A 15,158-nucleotide genomic window follows, 5' to 3' on the forward strand; every position below is an offset into this window, starting at 1 on the left:
TAAGTGTACTAGCGCGCCCGCGCAAACCCTCCCAAAAAACCCCACCTGAGCGAATATGGTTAGCCGGTGTGGAGGACGCCGTGAATCCATCCCTGGAGGCTTCATGGCGCCATCCCTGGCGCCAAGACCTCCACACCGGCTAACCATATTCTCTCAGGTAGGTTTTTTTGGGAGGGGCCTCGGAGACACCTGACTAGATACCTCAAAAGCAGAATCGGCTTTTGTAATAAAAACGTCACCGTCGGGCACTAAGCTGCGCCTAGTCATTTAGTCGGAGCGTGCGTCGAGGCTATGAGTAAATCAAGGACTAGTGAGTCCACTCCAGAGAGTGCCAGTGCCCGCGGGATAGTCAGTGAAGCTATGCCTGATGCTCGCCAGCGCAGGCGGTTACGCCTTTGGCGGGGGGTGAAGGACCACCTCAGTAAGACCAGTGTGGCCTTTTTCGGTCTTGCTGTAATAGGTGCGCTGGCATTGATGTTCGTCTATCTGTTCTCAGAGACCGCACCTATCTTCAGTGATCCCGAGATCACCCCGGTGTCTACCTATCCAGCCCCTGGCGGCGAGCAAGCCGGTGAGACGGTCCATGCCGCCATGGAGCGGTACCGCGAGATTGGAGTGCGGTTTACTGATCAGGCCCATTTCTTCTTCTTTCGCCCGGATAGCGGCGAAGTCATCAAACATGGGCGGCTGCAGCGCCCCGCAGGTGTTGAGGTACGTAGCTTTGATACAGCCGAGGCGCGTCACCGCTTAGTTGGTTATGGCCTGGATGATGGCACCGCAATCTTTGCCCGTCACGATTACGACATCAGTTATCCGGATGACGAACGGCTAGTAGAGCCTTACATAACCTACCCGGAGGGCGAGGGCGAGCCTCTGGATATCTTTGCTAGCAACGCTTATCCGATTGACGCTATTGGTGTGCAGCGCGGTAACCGCGGTTCTGCGGTAGTGGCCGCCAACAACGAGAATCAGGCCTTACGCCTGGTCCTGTTCGAGGAGGATGTAGATTTTCTAACCGGTGAGGCGACGGTTGAGAGAGAGGTCTACGATATTCCATGGCCGGAGGAGGGGGTAGAGATAACTCGCATCCTCCTCGATACGACGATGCGCAACCTCTATATAGGTGGTGCTGACGGTAGGCTCCACTATTACGACGTCGCCAATTTGAGTGACCCCCGCCTAGTAGGTTCGGAGCGTGCGATCGGAGGGGATGATGCGCAAGTTACCGAACTCGAGTTCCTGCTCGGGGCGGTATCGATAATCGTCGGCGGCTCTGACGGTTCGGTCTCGCAGTGGATGGTCACTCGCGATGAAGACAGACAGCGCAGCCTGACAGAGATTCGCGACTTTGTTGGCCACAATGCTCCGGTCACCGCTATAGCCGCGGAACACGGCCGCAAGGGGTTTGCTAGTGCCGCAGCGGATGGCACGTTGCAACTGCACTACGCAACCTCGGCACGCACCTTGACCCAGTTAGCCCTCGCGGGCGGCGAGCAGGTCAGTGCTCTCTCTATGGCCCCGCGCCACGATGGGATGCTGGCGGTGGCCGAGGGTGGAGGCTTTAATTATCTGCACGTTAATAACCCCCACCCAGAGGTCTCCTTTAAGGCGTTGTGGCAGAAGGTATGGTACGAAGGGCGTGATGCGCCGACCTATGTGTGGCAGTCATCGTCCGCATCCGAGGAGTTCGAGCCCAAGTTCTCCCTGGTGCCCTTGACTGTGGGCACGCTTAAGGCGGCGTTCTACGCGATGCTCTTCGCCGCCCCAATCGCCATCCTGGGGGCAATCTATTCGGCATATTTCATGTCGCCGCGGATGAGGCAGGTTACTAAGCCAGCCATAGAGATTATGGAGGCGCTGCCTACCGTAATCCTCGGGTTTTTGGCTGGACTCTGGGCGGCACCGTTTTTTGAGCGCAACTTACCAGCGATATTCACTATCTTGGTTGCCTTGCCCATTGCCATGGTCTTTGCCTCATGGCTGTGGACTCGGGTCATGCCCGAAGGGATTCGCAAGCTAGTGGCGCCGGGCTGGGAAGCAGCACTACTAATTCCAGTGGTCTTATTCGTTGGCTGGATAGGGATTACTGCCAGTCCCTATATGGAGTTGGCCTTCTTTGGCGGCGATATGCGCCAATGGTTGACCGATCAGGGCATTGACTACGATCAACGCAATGCTTTGGTGGTCGGCATAGCGATGGGGTTTGCGGTCATACCGACAATCTTCTCCATATCTGAGGATGCCGTATTCAACGTCCCCCGTCATCTATCCCAAGGCGCTCTGGCTTTGGGGGCCACTCCCTGGCAAGCGGTTGCAACGGTGGTTCTATTGACCGCCAGCCCGGGGATCTTCTCAGCAGTAATGATCGGTTTTGGCAGAGCCGTGGGAGAGACGATGATAGTGGTTATGGCAACTGGTAATTCGCCGGTGACCAATTTCAACATCTTTGAGGGCATGCGGACCCTCTCCGCCAATATCGCAGTGGAGATGAAAGAGACTGCACAAGGAGGGACGCACTATAGAATCCTCTTTTTAGCCGCACTAGTGTTGTTTGTGTTGACATTCGTCGTCAACACGGCAGCAGAGATTGTCCGCCACCGCCTGCGTCGCAAGTACAGCGCGCTCTGATACAGAGGATACCGCAACGATGCGCGACTGGTTTAAGAGAGGAACACCTTGGATCTGGCTCAACGCCGGAGCAGTGGCCGTCTCCCTGGTGATGGTGTTCGGCTTGATAGGGCTTATCGCCTTTAATGGCCTACAGCATTTTTGGCCGAGTAGTGTGGTTGCCTTCGAATATCAGGAGCCGGGTGAAGATGTTCAACACGTTCTTGGTGAAGTCGATGCTGCCGAGACGCTAACCGCTGCTGCGGCACGCGAAAGGGGTTTTGAGGTTGAAGATGATGAGACGCTTATCACCCGTTATCGGATAAAACGCGGTAATCGCGACGTCGATGGCCGTGATTTTGTCTGGTATGCCGGCCCCAATATGTCCGAGTGGCGGTACCCGGAAGATGTGGTGGTGATAGAGCGCCGCCAGTGGGGCGATTTTATCGGCTATCTACGCGATGTTCGGGTAGATGGTGAGGTGGTCGCCGAGGTCCAGGATCGAGGTGACGAAGCCTGGGCGGTGTTTGACGAGCTGTACGCTGAGAACCGCTCGCGGTTGGATGAGATTCAGCATATAGAAAGAGTAGAGATCGGCGCAATTAATGCTCAGCTAGAGGAAGTTCGTCTGGCCGAAAGGCGCTTGGAGGCTGATGCGACCCTTAGCGAGGAGCAACGCACCGAGCAGGCCAGCGCCTTGGCAGAGGAGCGGGAGCGCTGGGAGGAGGAGTACGCTGAGCTAGAAGAGCGTCGCGATGAGCTGATTGATGAAGTCGCCCGTTACGCCATCGGTTTGGAGACGGCAGCCGGCGAACAAGTCGTCATCGCTATGGGGGATGTGGTCAAGCCCTGGCGACCCAATGCCATGAGCACATGGGAGAAGATGGCCTTCTATGTGGGGGATTTCTGGGATTTTGTCAGTGGCTACCCGCGTGAGGCCAATACCGAGGGCGGCATTATGCCTGCCATCTTTGGCACGGTGCTGATGACCATGGTTATGGCCGTCTTTGTTACTCCATTCGGGGTGCTGGCGGCGATATACCTGCGCGAGTACGCTAAACAGGGGCCGATAACCCGCATGATCCGCATTTCGGTCAACAACTTGGCCGGTGTGCCCTCCATCGTGTTCGGGGTCTTTGGCTTGGGGTTCTTCGTCTACTTTGTCGGAGGTGGCGTAGATCAGATGTTCTTCTCTGAGCGTCTGCCGTCGCCGACTTTCGGTAAAGGTGGCATATTATGGGCCTCGTTAACCCTCGCCCTGCTTACCCTGCCAGTAGTTATAGTCTCCACCGAGGAGGGGCTGTCGCGGATACCAAGTGATGTCCGTAATGGGGCCCTGGCGCTGGGTGCAACCAAGGCCGAAATGCTCTGGCGGGTTGTGGTGCCGCTGGCGACTCCGGCCATGATTACCGGTTTGATCCTAGCTGTGGCTCGAGCGGCTGGCGAGGTGGCACCGCTGATGCTGGTCGGCGTGGTTAAGCTCGCCCCGCAACTACCAGTGGACGGCAGCTTCCCCTTTATCCATTTGGAGAGGAGCTTCATGCACTTGGGCTTTCACATCTTCGATGTCGGTTTTCAGAGCCCTAACGTCGAGGCCGGACGACCACTGGTTTACGCCACAAGTTTGATCCTGGTGCTGGTGATAATAGTGCTTAATCTAACGGCCATATCAATTCGCAATTATCTGCGCGAAAAGTATCGGGCCCAAAGCGATTGAATGAGGAACATATATGAGTGAGGTGACGACCGACAGCACGCCGACCCACGGCTTCAGTCAGGAGGCTATTCGCGATCGCGGCCGATCGGGTACCGAGCCACGTTCGGTAGGTTCGGATATCTGCCTGGAGACGCGTGATCTCAAGCTTTGGTACGGCACAGAGCAGGTGCTGCAAGGCATAGATATCAAGATACCGCGAGGGCAAGTAACGGCATTTATCGGTCCATCGGGTTGTGGTAAGTCGACCTTGCTGCGCTGCTTCAACCGCATGAATGACTTGGTAGATAGTTGCCAGGTGCAGGGGAGCATCACCCTTGATGGCCAGGATATCCACGATCGGCGCATGGACGTGCCAGAGTTGCGCCGACGGGTCGGCATGGTCTTCCAGAAGCCCAATCCGTTCCCTAAGTCGATCTATGAGAATGTTGCTTATGGTCTGCGACTGCAGGGTGTTAAGAATAGGCGTAAACTAGACGAGGTGGTAGAGCGGTCTTTGCGCCGCGCGGCATTGTGGGGCGAGGTTAAAGACCGCCTGCATGAGAACGCCTTCGGGCTCTCTGGCGGGCAGCAGCAACGTTTGGTTATCGCTCGGGCAATTGCGGTTGAGCCTGAGGTCCTGCTGCTCGACGAGCCGGCATCGGCACTCGATCCGTTGGCTACTTTGAAGATTGAGGAGCTGATCTTCGAGCTCAAGGAGCGGTATACGATAGCTATCGTCACCCACAACATGCAGCAGGCTGCCCGGGTATCAGACTTCACCGCGTTTCTCTATCTGGGTGAACTGGTAGAGTTCGCCGATACCGATACGCTATTTACAACCCCGGCCCAGAAGAAGACCGAGGACTATATTACCGGCCGTTATGGCTGATTTTTCAAGCTTGGTTGCGGCGCAGCAGGAGATTTTACATGAGTCAAGAAGAGTCGATGGAGCAGAATTTTTTCAAGCAGCATATCTCACAGCGCTTTAATGCTGAGCTTGAAGAGATCCATAGGCAGGTAATGTCCATGGGCGGGCTGGTTGAGGAGCAGCTCACTGATGCCGTTAAGGCCATGGTTGAAGGCAGAATGGAGCTGGCCGAGAAGGTGGTTGTCAGTGACTATAAGGTCAACGCCTTAGAGGTTAAGATCGACGAGGAGTCGACCCAGATCATAGTCCGCCGTCAACCAACAGCTTCCGATCTGCGCCTGGTGGTGGCGGTGATCAAGACCATAACCGATCTGGAGCGCATCGGTGATGAGGCGGAGCGGATTGGCCGCATGGCCCTGCATTTTCTTGAGTTGGATCGCCAGACTGGGCCCATTAAGGAACTCGGCGATCTGGGTGAGCATGTGCGCGGCATGCTCAATTCAGCTCTGGATGCCTTTGCGCGTATGGATGTCGAGCAGGCCGTGCGAGTTGCGCAGCTGGATATCAATGCCGACAGTCAGTATGAGGTCATTATTCATCGCCTTATGGATCAGATGATGAAATATCCGGATACCATTCCGCGGGTAATGGATGTGGTGTGGACTGCTCGCTCTTTGGAGCGGATAGGCGATAGGGCGCGCAATATCTGCGAGTACGTGGTCTACTTTGTGCGCGGTAAAAATGTCAGGCACATAAGTTATGATCAGATGGTGCAGGAGGCTACGGGAGATAGGCGTTAGGTCAATATTTGCCACAGCCGGCTGCTAGAGGGCGGCCCTTTTTTCTAAGGTGTGCCAGTCTTAGAGCTCTTAGGCGAGATATCTTTTTCGATTGGTGCTCCTGCATGCGCTGGAGTATCCCTTTGAGAGTAATTACTGCCGAGATTATGTGAGGGCCTTTGTTGAGCATCACGCATTCGGCACGTCCCGCCATTGCTGCATCTGTTAGCTCGGGCCTGGAAGCCGTGCCTTGCTTGGCTAGCTTCTCAAGGACCTGGGTTGCCCATACAACTGGCACATGGGCAGCTTCGCAAAGCCAGAGCAGCTCTTCCTGAATCTCAGCCAAGCGTTCGCCGCCGATCTCCACTGCCAAGTCGCCGCGGGCTATCATGACGCCAAGTAAGCTGAACATCTGGAGTCATATAAAGTGTTTTATAGGTGTTAGCACGAGCCCTGCCGGGAATTGTATCCGTAACATAAAGCGATCTTTTCGAGCCGCGGGCATCTAGCATTACGAGCCTATCACCCGGCTGAATAGCATCGATGATTTCCTCAGGCAGGCTCAGCTTGGGGGGTGTTGTAAAATCAGTGTCGGTGACAGCACCAGTGCTGGTGCCTGGCATAGTATTTATGCCGTTAGCGGCTTCTGGGCTTGGTTCTGCTATAAGATCAATCGTTGCTGGGCTTAGTACGCGCCCTAGATAGTTGCGTTGCGGACGTAATTTAAGTACCGGCTCGCGCTTGGCTAATCGACCGGTACGGATCTTATGCCCGGCTAAGTCCATTTGAATTCGGCATGCTTTCCCTAATTTTTGCTCTTCATGGCGGATGAACTCAATCATCCGCAGCCACGCTTCGGGGCCATCGTGAGCGCAGTTGATTCGCGCTATGTCCATGCCCGATTCGAGTAATGACCTTATCAGTGTAGGGTCATCACCAGCCTTGCTAGGCAAGGTGACCATGATGTAGGAGCTGCGCGCATAGTACTTGTCACCGAATAGCTCTCGAGTATTTTGTTCTAGCGCCCTAAATCCCTCATCAATACTGCAATAACTCTGGTAGGGGAGCTGTACTTGCCGTCCAGAATAATACGCAAGCATTTGGATGACCCGATCTAGCCCAGCAAGAACGTGCGGCTCATTGCGTCCTAAAGACGATAGGCCGTGGCGCGCAAGTAGTCCTTGTAAAGGCCTAATATCTTCGCTACGTAGAGCTAGATAGTGGGCAAAGTTGCGCGCTGATTTACCTGCCGAGGCGCTGGAGAATGAGTCTTGGTAACTATCTAACCAGTCGTTAGCCACTCGGATTAGGTCGGCGCGCAGAGCTAACAGCCGTTCTAGGAGAGCTTCAGTCGTCAGATTTTCGTCTAGTTTAGCTTTATCAATCATAGTGGAACAGAGTCTAATGGCTAAAAGCTACACTTTTATTTAGGTTTTGTTAACTGGCGGGCGTATTTAGACTACTTAAAATGTTTTGCTGGTAATCAGATATTAATCATTCCGCAACACTTTATCGGGTAGCTTGGCGGCAGACGTCATTGATAAGCAAAAAGGCTTTGTGTCTGAACATGAATGACTATGTCCTAACCTTAGATGAGGGGGCAATATGAGCTCCGAACAAAATGCTGAAGAACTCGATAACATAATCAGAAATGAGCTGCTTACACCCTTCTTTCAACCTATATTCAGCACACATAGAGCCAAAATATACGGCTATGAGGCCCTGGCCCGAGGGCCTTCCATGTCTGCGCTTCATTACCCGCGAACCCTTTTTCAGGTGGCAGCTAAGCAGCACCGTCTAGTCGAAGTGGATATGCTAGCTCGCAAGATTGCTATTCGTCATTTCAAACAATTGGGGTTGAGCGGTAAACTGTTTTTAAATGTAATGCCTCATACCCTTTTTCAGAATGACTTTCGTGAAGGGGCTACTCTGGAGTTCTTGCACCAAGAAGGTGTAGATCCACAGCGCGTGGTGATTGAGGTTACTGAACACTCACATATAAATGACTATAGCCTCATGCGTCATGCATTGGATCACTACAGAAGGATGGGGTTTCGGGTGGCTTTAGACGACCTAGGTGCAGGTTCTGCCGGCTTAGGTCACTGGGCGGAGCTTGGCCCGGACTATGTAAAGACATCGCACTATTTCTGCCAGCATATTGATACTGATCTGGCGAAGCATAAATTTCTGGATTACTTGTTAGAGGTCTCCCGCAATTTAGGGTGTGAGATTATCTTCGAGGGGGTAGAAAGACGGGAAGAGTACGAGACCTTGGTCGCACTCAACGGTAACTTACTGCAAGGTCACTATATCTCTTTCCCTGCTGCAAATCCGCCTCAAGATATTGATCAGGTGCAGCGTGACAACTGCCTGCCTGTTACCAGAGGTGAACATTCTTGCGAGCAGAGTCAGCTAATGGAATTTATGCCCATGAGAGAGGCCATCGATGCTAGTTCAGCTGAAGAGAGCAGTTCTGCCGGACAATTGAATAAAGATGCTGCGATTGGTGCTGAAACAACCTCTGAGCTTTCACGCTGTCCCTTGGCCAGCTTTGTGGTCTTCTGATATGCCGAAATGATGCGCCTCAAGGAACCTCCCCTAGGGCCATCCAGCTGCCTCGGCGCGGATGGTCTTTGTGCCAAGGATGGCGCCATGAAGTCTCCAAGGATGGATTCACGGCGTCCACCACGCCGGGGCAGCTAATGGCTCCAGGGGAGGTTTTCTGAGGGTCCCTGCTGTAACGTAAACCTCATATCTGTATCACTATCCTGTAACTTAGCCCCAGCAGCATGGGGCCATGAAAAAAGTAAACCTGCACAGAAAAGAGTCACCTCTACGCCGTATCTCCATTGTTTCCGAGACTTATGCGCCGGAGTCTAATGGGGTTGCGACCACCCTCAGCCACATCGCAGCTGGATTGCGTCGAGACGGTACAGCTGTAGATCTTGTTGTGCCTAGGCATCCAGCCCGTCCTTACGGCTATGATAAAGATCTGCATAGCGTGAGCGGCTTACCGATTCCCGGTTATAGCCAAGTACGTTGTGGGGTTGTGCGGCCACGCCTTCTTGAGGAGCTTTGGCAGCGGCGCACACCAGATGGGGTCTATATCGCGACTGAAGGCCCTCTGGGCTGGGCGGCTCTGCTTGCGGCAAAGCGCTTGCAGTTGCCGGTGGTAAGTGGATTCCATACCCGCTTTGACCTGTACAGCGAGCACTACATGACGAGCTGGTTAAAGCCACTGGTCGGGGCAGCGTTACGCTACTTTCATAACTCCACCGCCACCACTTTGGTGCCTGATAAATCCTTGGCTGAAAAGTTACGCAGCCAGGGCTATAGAAACGTCGAACTGTTAGGCAGAGGCGTGGATACTCGACTGTTTAACCCCCAGAGAAGGTGCACGTCGCTGCGCAGCGGATGGGGTGCCGGCGAAGATGAGCCGGTGCTGATCTACGTCGGGCGGATTGCAGCAGAGAAGAACTTGTCTTTGGCGGTAGAGGCCTTTCGCACCATCGAGTCAGTTCGGCCAGGGGCGCGCTTCGTGCTAGTCGGTGACGGGCCGATGCGCTCTGCTCTGCAACACCAAAACCCGGACTTTATTTTCGCTGGAGAGCGCCACGGGGAAGAGTTGGCTTCCTACTACGCCTCAGCAGATATCTTTCTCTTTCCCAGTCTGAGTGAGACCTTCGGCAACGTTACTCTCGAAGCATTAGCAAGTGGTCTACCCGTAGTAGCTTTCGACTATGCCGCCGCATCCCGCTTCGTAGAAGAGGGTGTCAATGGCCATAAGGTAGCACGTAGCTATCCGGCAGCCTGGGTGCAAGCCGCCTTGGGAGTAGCGATGCTGCCGCCGCAGGTGCGGCAGCGCTGGCAAGAGGCTGCACGGGATAGTGTTGCGGCGCTGAGCTGGCAACAGATAGCCCGGCAGTTCGCTGGTGTCATCGCTAATGCAGGTGAGCAAAATCCTGGTACAGAGCAGGGGGTGCCTCATGCAGCAAACTTTAGTTAGGTTGCAACGTTACGAGATGGTAATGTGCCAGCTGCTTAGTCGCTTGCAGCGCGTTCGCCTCTCCCGCGATATTTTTGTGGCCGCAAGCCGACTAGGAGATGGCGTTTTGTGGTATGCGCTGATGGCCGGGATCTTGATCTTCCAAGGCGTCAGTTCGGCTGTGGTTGTGGCCCATATGGCGGCCACCGGTCTTGTTGCTACTCTGATTTACTCATTGATCAAACGTAGTACTCGGCGGCTGCGCCCCTACGAGGCTGACCCACAGTTGATGCCGGCGACTCCGGCTTTAGACCGCTACAGCTTCCCTTCGGGACACACTTTGCATGCCGTCTGCTTTAGCCTCTTGGCAATAGCATACTTCCCTGCGTTGGCATTGTGGCTCGTGCCTGCAGTGATACTGATTGCCTCATCGCGGGTGGTGCTTGGCCTACATTATCCCACCGACGTCATTGCGGGAGGCTTGCTGGGGTTCGCTCTAGCTCAGATAAGTCTGGTTTTCGTGGAGTGGGTACAGATGTATTTCTAATCTGCCAAACCAGATTGGAGCATAAAAAACCCCACTTGAGTCATTATTCAGCTGCCCCGGTGTGGAGGACACCGTGATCTATCGCTGGAGGCTTCACGGCGCCAAAACTAGCGCCAAGACCTCCCAACTCTGGGGACAACCGAATGGCTCATGTGGGGATTTTAATGTGTCCACATTGTCTGCCTCTGTATTTTGCTTCAAGCAGCACTACCAAGCTGGCATAGCTCGAATTGACCGCGCTGTTGCCCGCTAGGTTGATCGCCGGGATTGACCAGTGAATTGTCGTCGTTATCTTTAAGTGAAAGCCTTGAAGATCGGGCTCGACAAGCGGCTCGGCGAGCACATTCGCCTAGGGCCTTGCCGAGTTGACCGTCAACTAGTAGGCCGTGGAGGGCCTCGGCAAGTTCAACGGCATTGTTGCCTCGGCGGATGCTGCCAAGCCTTATTAAGCGTGCAGTTAGTCTAGACAACCGCGGTTCGTTGTAAAGATAGTCTATATAGGGTCCAGAGACTGCCGGTAGCCCTGCGCGAGCTGCAAGTGTGGGGTCAGGATAACCCGAGTGGACTAAGGATGAGCCGATAAAGGCGGCGTCACTGGCCAGATAGAACAAGCCTATCTCCTCAGAGGTGTCAAGGATATAGACATCACGACATGGGGTGCAGCCAACCCCTGCGCTGTGCCTCCCTACTTTGAGCCCGGCATGGCGACAGTGAGAGTAAAGCTCGCCCCAATCCTCAGTGTTGGCTGGATTTAGTACCAGAAGCAGATTGGTATGCCAATTCCTTAGAAGTATAAATGTTTCTATTATGGTTTTAGTTTCACGTTTGTGGACGTTCCCGGCGATCCAAATGCTGCGATTACTCCCCAGTCCTTGGCGTATGGCTTGGGCTGCGAGGCGGTAATGGCTGAGGTGGCTTTGATCACTGTTGCGCATAGCCCGCTGCCACTCATTGTATAGTATAGATGAATGTTTGTTCATTGTTGCTCCCCCATTGGTTATTTTGAATTTCAGGCAAGCGTAAGCGGCGGGGGTTACATTATGGTTACGGTTAGGTGACCTGCGGGGAGAAGGCAGGGCTAACAAGGTAAGCAGGGGCAGGTCTATCTTTGGGTGCCTCAAAAACTCCCTAGCCCCACTGGGTTGCCCCGGAGTGGAGGTCTTGGTGCCATGGATGGCGCCATGAAGCCTCCAGGGATCGATTAACGGCGTCCTCCACACCGAGGCAACCCAGTGGTTCTATGGCTAGTCTCTTTAGGCCACAAGTTGCCATGGCGGCGGTTATGGCCCCAAATAATCAGTGATCTTTTTTCTAAACTTGATAAGGCCCGGTATAAATGGCGCTTTTTTTGCCTTCGAGCTGATCGGCGACCAACTCTGCTGCACCGGCCGCGAAGGTCCAGCCTAAGTGTCCGGCCCCGGTCGCTAAATGCAGGCCGCGAATAGGGGTTGGCCCGAGCAAGGGTGTGCCTTTGCAGGTCATCGGGCGCAAGCCGGACCAGTGTTCGCCAGGTATCGAGCCTAGCCTTTCAGCAAGGCGGGGGAAGCGGGCGAGTCCTTGTTCGCGAACCGAGTTACATCTATCCGGGTTAAGGCGGGTATCGAAGCCGCTGATTTCGGCCTTGCCGGCTATGCGCAGACGATCGCCCAGCCGAGTCAGAACTATCTTGCGCACATCATCAATTATCGGCTTATTGGGGGCGAGCTCGGCGGCATCGCCAAGGGGGATGGTGACGGAGTAGCCCTTTATCGGTTCAAGCGGTAACCGCAGGCCTAAAGGTTGCACTAGCTGGTTGCAATGGCTGCCAGCCGCAACTACCACGGCGTCGCCATCGATTAGGCCATGCTCAGTCACAACTCCGGCAACGCCTTGTCTCTGGTCGCCGCGTAGCCGGATGACTGGGTTGCCGAGGCGCAACTCGGCCCCTTTTTGGGCCGCTTTTTTTGCTATGCCCTGGCAGAACATCAGCGCGTCGGCGCAACCGTCCTCAGGGTACTCGATAGAACCGACCAGCTTACCGCTATCATTACTGGTGCTCAGGGTCGGCTCACGTGCGATGGTTTGGGCGCGATCTAGCACGTTGTAGCGAATGCCTAAATCCTTAACAGCTTGGGCGGCGGCGATACCCCGCTGTAGTGAGGCGCGATCGTCGAATAATTTTAGGATGCTGCTACGCCGCAACTGGCACTCTACGCCAGTATGCTCAATGATATCGTAGAGCCGCTGAACGCTGTATAAAGCTAGGGTGGCATTGGCACGCGCATTGCTACGATGCCTGGCCTTGTTGGCGTTGGCGAGAAAGCGCATGAGCCACCAAGGCGCGCCGAGCAAGCGTTCCGGGCGGATACGTAGTGGCGAGTCGGCTCGGCCCAGCCAGCGCAGGGCATCGGTTAACATGCCGGGGGAGTTCCATGGGGCGGCGTGTCCAGCGTGGAGCTGCCCGCCGTTGGCGTAACTGGTCTCGTGAGCTACCTCCTTGGCTCTATCCACAAGTATGACCTGATGGCCCCGCTCGGTGAGTTCCCAGGTCAGAGTGGCTCCGATAACGCCGGCACCGACAACGACGATACGCATGCTGATGGTTCCTTACATTTCCTTAGGCATGGGAGTCAATATAACGTTGCCACCCATCTGCGCGCAGCTGGCAAGCAGGGCACTGACCGCATCCGTACCCCCATGGATGAAGCTTTTGACGGTTTCCATGATAACAGGTGTGGGAATGCTCAACGATCAAATTAATTAAATCGTTGCCACCAACCTTTGCTGCCAGCTCCCACGTTCTGGCCTTATCGAGCCACATTAGCGGGGTATGGAGGATTAGTTGCTGCGCCATTCCCAGGTTAAGAGTCACCTGCAGTGATTTTATCGTATCATCGCGGCAATCGGGATACCCGGAATAGTCAGTTTCACAGACGCCGGCGACTATGTTGCGGATGTTACGGCGTTCCGCAACAGCCGCAGCTAGTACGAAGAAGAGCAGGTTGCGGCCGGGCACGTAGGTACTCGGTAATCCCCTGGAATCGTAAGTTATCGCGCTCTCGCTGGTTAGTGATGTCGAGCTGATCTGGCCGAGGACATGACTATCGAGCAGGTGGTCTTCCCCAAGGCGCTCGCGCCAGATGGGGAACTGCTCAGCGATCTGCTCAAGTATGGTGCACCGCGCCTCAAGCTCCACGCTGTGGCGTTGACCATAGTCAAACCCTATTGTCTCTACTCGACTGAACCTCTCCAGTGCCCAGGCGAGGCAGGTGGTGGAGTCCTGGCCGCCGGAGAATAATAGTAGCGCAGCTTCCCCTGTCGCTTTTGGGCATATACTTGAGTGCAACTGGTGGGATTGGCTGACCATAAATTGACTAGCTTTGATCTGTTTGAGTTATCGCTTGCAGTAGTAGCTGCTCTATCTTATCCCAACCCAGCTTATAATCGTCCGCTATTACCTCCAAGCGGCTCTCGCCCCGCCAGGCCGTGGCCTTGAGGTCGGTGCCATCAGGGCTGGTGTTGACTTGTAGCCAATCATTTCCAGTGCGGATAACTCCCTTGACCCGATCGCAGTCACGTAGCTGTTCAAGCGCCTGCGTAAGTAGTTGGCGGTCGAAAATATCACCTCTATGGAATATCCAACCACAACTAGCGGGGTAGTAGCTATCATTTTGTAGGCGCAGGGGTTGGCCGGGCTGGGGGTCTGGAGCCTGTGCTTGGCTATCGGCTGCTGAGGGCTGCTGCTCGCCATGATCAGCGCTGCTTTTTGCAATGCGCGATTCGCCGTCATCGCGGTAATGACCGTGATGGCCAGTGACACCCTTGTGGCCAATCTCAACACCCTTGTTATAAAGCCCCGGGGAGGAGAGGGCAGCGCGCGTCCTGCCGGTTGGACAGTCCAACCAGTTGGCTGAGATGCGGCCCTGTTCGGTCTCGGCAATAATCTGCTTGGGCGGGTAGAGAGATCTTGACCAGTGTTCGAAGCGGGCTCGATCATCGTTGCCAATAAGATCGCTTTTATTGCAGATAAGTATGTCAGCTATCTGCGCTTGATCGATAAAGGCGCTATGCTGTGCCGCCTTGGGCTCTTTTAGGCGGCGAGGATCGACAAGGGTAATGGTGGCGCGCAGTTCGATTGCCCCCTGTTGCTCAAAATTGCGCAGTTGATCGATGATCTTGGCTGGATGGCCGAAGCCAGTCGGTTCTATTATCAATCGTGCTGGCTTGCTATCGCGCAATAGGCGGGTAATGGCGGTGCGAAAAGGGATGCCTAGTGTGCAGCACAGGCAGCCGCCAGGGAGCTCTGCTATGGTTACAGCTTCTTGTTCATCACCGCTGCCTGGGGCGCTCTCTGAGTAAGATCCGGCGTTAGTGTCCTGGCCGTATTGAGTGGTTCCCTGGCCTTTATCATGCAGCTGATCGCTGAGCATGGCGGCATCGATACTGACATCGCCGAACTCATTAATCAGCACTGCCCACCGCTCTGCTGGCGGGCGGTGGCGGGCTAGCAGGTGGCGGATGGCAGTAGTCTTGCCGGCGTTAAGGAAGCCGGTGATGACGTTGGTGGGTACTGGTGGTGCCATGGTGGTAAAGGTTACGTCTTGAGATGATTTTGTTCAATGTTGAGTGGGACAGCCCGAAGAGTGCCTCGGTCTAATGGCTGGCTCGGTGTGGAGGTCTTGGCGCCAGGGATGGCG

13 protein-coding genes are annotated in these 15,158 nt (G+C 54.9%); 7 read left to right on the forward strand and 6 right to left on the reverse strand.

Annotated elements, in window-relative coordinates; genetic code table 11:
• Window positions 1-360 precede the first annotated feature (360 nt).
• Genes HH1059_RS05005 through phoU form a run of 4 tightly spaced genes read left to right on the forward strand, consistent with a single transcriptional unit; the run spans window position 361 to window position 5,971 of the window.
• Entirely contained in the window at window positions 361-2,628 is a 2,268-nt protein-coding gene (locus HH1059_RS05005) for an ABC transporter permease subunit (RefSeq protein ID WP_096410343.1), read from the forward strand.
• A 19-nt stretch (window positions 2,629-2,647) separates the two neighbouring features.
• A complete protein-coding gene (pstA, locus tag HH1059_RS05010; protein ID WP_096408967.1) occupies window positions 2,648-4,324 on the forward strand; it encodes a phosphate ABC transporter permease PstA in 1,677 nt (558 codons plus the stop codon).
• A 13-nt stretch (window positions 4,325-4,337) separates the two neighbouring features.
• A complete protein-coding gene (gene pstB / locus HH1059_RS05015) occupies window positions 4,338-5,192 on the forward strand; it encodes a phosphate ABC transporter ATP-binding protein PstB (protein ID WP_096408969.1) in 855 nt (284 codons plus the stop codon).
• Between the two features lie 56 nt (window positions 5,193-5,248).
• Window positions 5,249-5,971: a phosphate signaling complex protein PhoU gene (gene phoU / locus HH1059_RS05020; RefSeq protein WP_096410344.1), complete on the forward strand. Its 723-nt coding sequence runs from the start codon at window positions 5,249-5,251 to the stop codon at window positions 5,969-5,971.
• A 1-nt stretch (window position 5,972) separates the two neighbouring features.
• Here the strand turns inward: phoU and HH1059_RS13655 are convergent, their stop codons facing one another.
• The gene (locus HH1059_RS13655) at window positions 5,973-6,296 is read right to left on the reverse strand and encodes a pyruvate kinase (RefSeq protein ID WP_231902029.1); all 324 of its coding nucleotides are present in this window, start codon (window positions 6,294-6,296) and stop codon (window positions 5,973-5,975) included.
• On the reverse strand, window positions 6,289-7,338 hold the full coding sequence (locus tag HH1059_RS05025) for a pyruvate kinase (protein ID WP_197710737.1): 1,050 nt from the start codon (window positions 7,336-7,338) through the stop codon (window positions 6,289-6,291). The genes HH1059_RS13655 and HH1059_RS05025 overlap by 8 nt, the downstream gene beginning before the upstream one ends.
• A gap of 217 nt (window positions 7,339-7,555) precedes the next feature.
• Here HH1059_RS05025 and HH1059_RS05030 point away from each other — a divergent pair, with 217 nt between their 5' ends.
• The 3 genes from HH1059_RS05030 (at window position 7,556) to HH1059_RS05040 (ending at window position 10,482) form a co-directional block, all read left to right on the forward strand.
• The gene (locus HH1059_RS05030; protein ID WP_096408970.1) at window positions 7,556-8,515 is read left to right on the forward strand and encodes an EAL domain-containing protein; all 960 of its coding nucleotides are present in this window, start codon (window positions 7,556-7,558) and stop codon (window positions 8,513-8,515) included.
• A gap of 232 nt (window positions 8,516-8,747) precedes the next feature.
• Complete coding sequence (locus tag HH1059_RS05035; RefSeq protein ID WP_096408972.1) at window positions 8,748-9,956, forward strand: glycosyltransferase family 4 protein; 1,209 nt, start codon at window positions 8,748-8,750, stop codon at window positions 9,954-9,956.
• A complete protein-coding gene (locus HH1059_RS05040; protein WP_162549370.1) occupies window positions 9,937-10,482 on the forward strand; it encodes a phosphatase PAP2 family protein in 546 nt (181 codons plus the stop codon). Before HH1059_RS05035 ends, HH1059_RS05040 begins: the two co-directional genes overlap by 20 nt.
• Window positions 10,483-10,679: 197 nt before the next feature.
• On the opposite strand, the gene HH1059_RS05045 is transcribed toward HH1059_RS05040, so the two are convergent.
• From HH1059_RS05045 to HH1059_RS05060, 4 genes are all read right to left on the reverse strand, one after another.
• Window positions 10,680-11,462, reverse strand: coding sequence for a hypothetical protein (locus HH1059_RS05045; RefSeq protein ID WP_096408975.1), 783 nt, complete (start codon window positions 11,460-11,462; stop codon window positions 10,680-10,682).
• Between the two features lie 331 nt (window positions 11,463-11,793).
• Window positions 11,794-13,056, reverse strand: coding sequence for a D-amino acid dehydrogenase (locus HH1059_RS05050; protein ID WP_096408976.1), 1,263 nt, complete (start codon window positions 13,054-13,056; stop codon window positions 11,794-11,796).
• A gap of 22 nt (window positions 13,057-13,078) precedes the next feature.
• Entirely contained in the window at window positions 13,079-13,828 is a 750-nt protein-coding gene (queC, locus tag HH1059_RS05055) for a 7-cyano-7-deazaguanine synthase QueC (RefSeq protein ID WP_096408978.1), read from the reverse strand.
• 7 nt (window positions 13,829-13,835) lie between these two features.
• Window positions 13,836-15,044 carry a CobW family GTP-binding protein gene (locus HH1059_RS05060; RefSeq protein WP_096408979.1) on the reverse strand — a complete coding sequence of 403 codons (1,209 nt, stop codon included), beginning with the start codon at window positions 15,042-15,044 and terminating at the stop codon, window positions 13,836-13,838.
• Between the last annotated feature and the right edge of the window lie 114 nt (window positions 15,045-15,158).

Source organism: Halorhodospira halochloris, assembly GCF_002356555.2.
Taxonomy (GTDB): domain Bacteria; phylum Pseudomonadota; class Gammaproteobacteria; order Nitrococcales; family Halorhodospiraceae; genus Halorhodospira; species Halorhodospira halochloris.

What these genes read in the sequence shown, in the direction of transcription:
- HH1059_RS05005 (WP_096410343.1), top strand. Translation starts at nt 361, where the DNA reads ATGCCTGATGCTCGCCAGCGCAGGCGGTTACGCCTTTGGCGGGGGGTG.
- pstA (WP_096408967.1), top strand. Translation starts at nt 2,648, where the DNA reads ATGCGCGACTGGTTTAAGAGAGGAACACCTTGGATCTGGCTCAACGCC.
- pstB (WP_096408969.1), top strand. Translation starts at nt 4,338, where the DNA reads ATGAGTGAGGTGACGACCGACAGCACGCCGACCCACGGCTTCAGTCAG.
- phoU (WP_096410344.1), top strand. Translation starts at nt 5,249, where the DNA reads ATGGAGCAGAATTTTTTCAAGCAGCATATCTCACAGCGCTTTAATGCT.
- HH1059_RS05025 (WP_197710737.1), bottom strand. Translation starts at nt 7,338, where the DNA reads ATGATTGATAAAGCTAAACTAGACGAAAATCTGACGACTGAAGCTCTC.
- HH1059_RS05030 (WP_096408970.1), top strand. Translation starts at nt 7,556, where the DNA reads ATGAGCTCCGAACAAAATGCTGAAGAACTCGATAACATAATCAGAAAT.
- HH1059_RS05035 (WP_096408972.1), top strand. Translation starts at nt 8,748, where the DNA reads ATGAAAAAAGTAAACCTGCACAGAAAAGAGTCACCTCTACGCCGTATC.
- HH1059_RS05040 (WP_162549370.1), top strand. Translation starts at nt 9,937, where the DNA reads ATGCAGCAAACTTTAGTTAGGTTGCAACGTTACGAGATGGTAATGTGC.
- HH1059_RS05045 (WP_096408975.1), bottom strand. Translation starts at nt 11,462, where the DNA reads ATGAACAAACATTCATCTATACTATACAATGAGTGGCAGCGGGCTATG.
- HH1059_RS05050 (WP_096408976.1), bottom strand. Translation starts at nt 13,056, where the DNA reads ATGCGTATCGTCGTTGTCGGTGCCGGCGTTATCGGAGCCACTCTGACC.
- queC (WP_096408978.1), bottom strand. Translation starts at nt 13,828, where the DNA reads ATGGTCAGCCAATCCCACCAGTTGCACTCAAGTATATGCCCAAAAGCG.
- HH1059_RS05060 (WP_096408979.1), bottom strand. Translation starts at nt 15,044, where the DNA reads ATGGCACCACCAGTACCCACCAACGTCATCACCGGCTTCCTTAACGCC.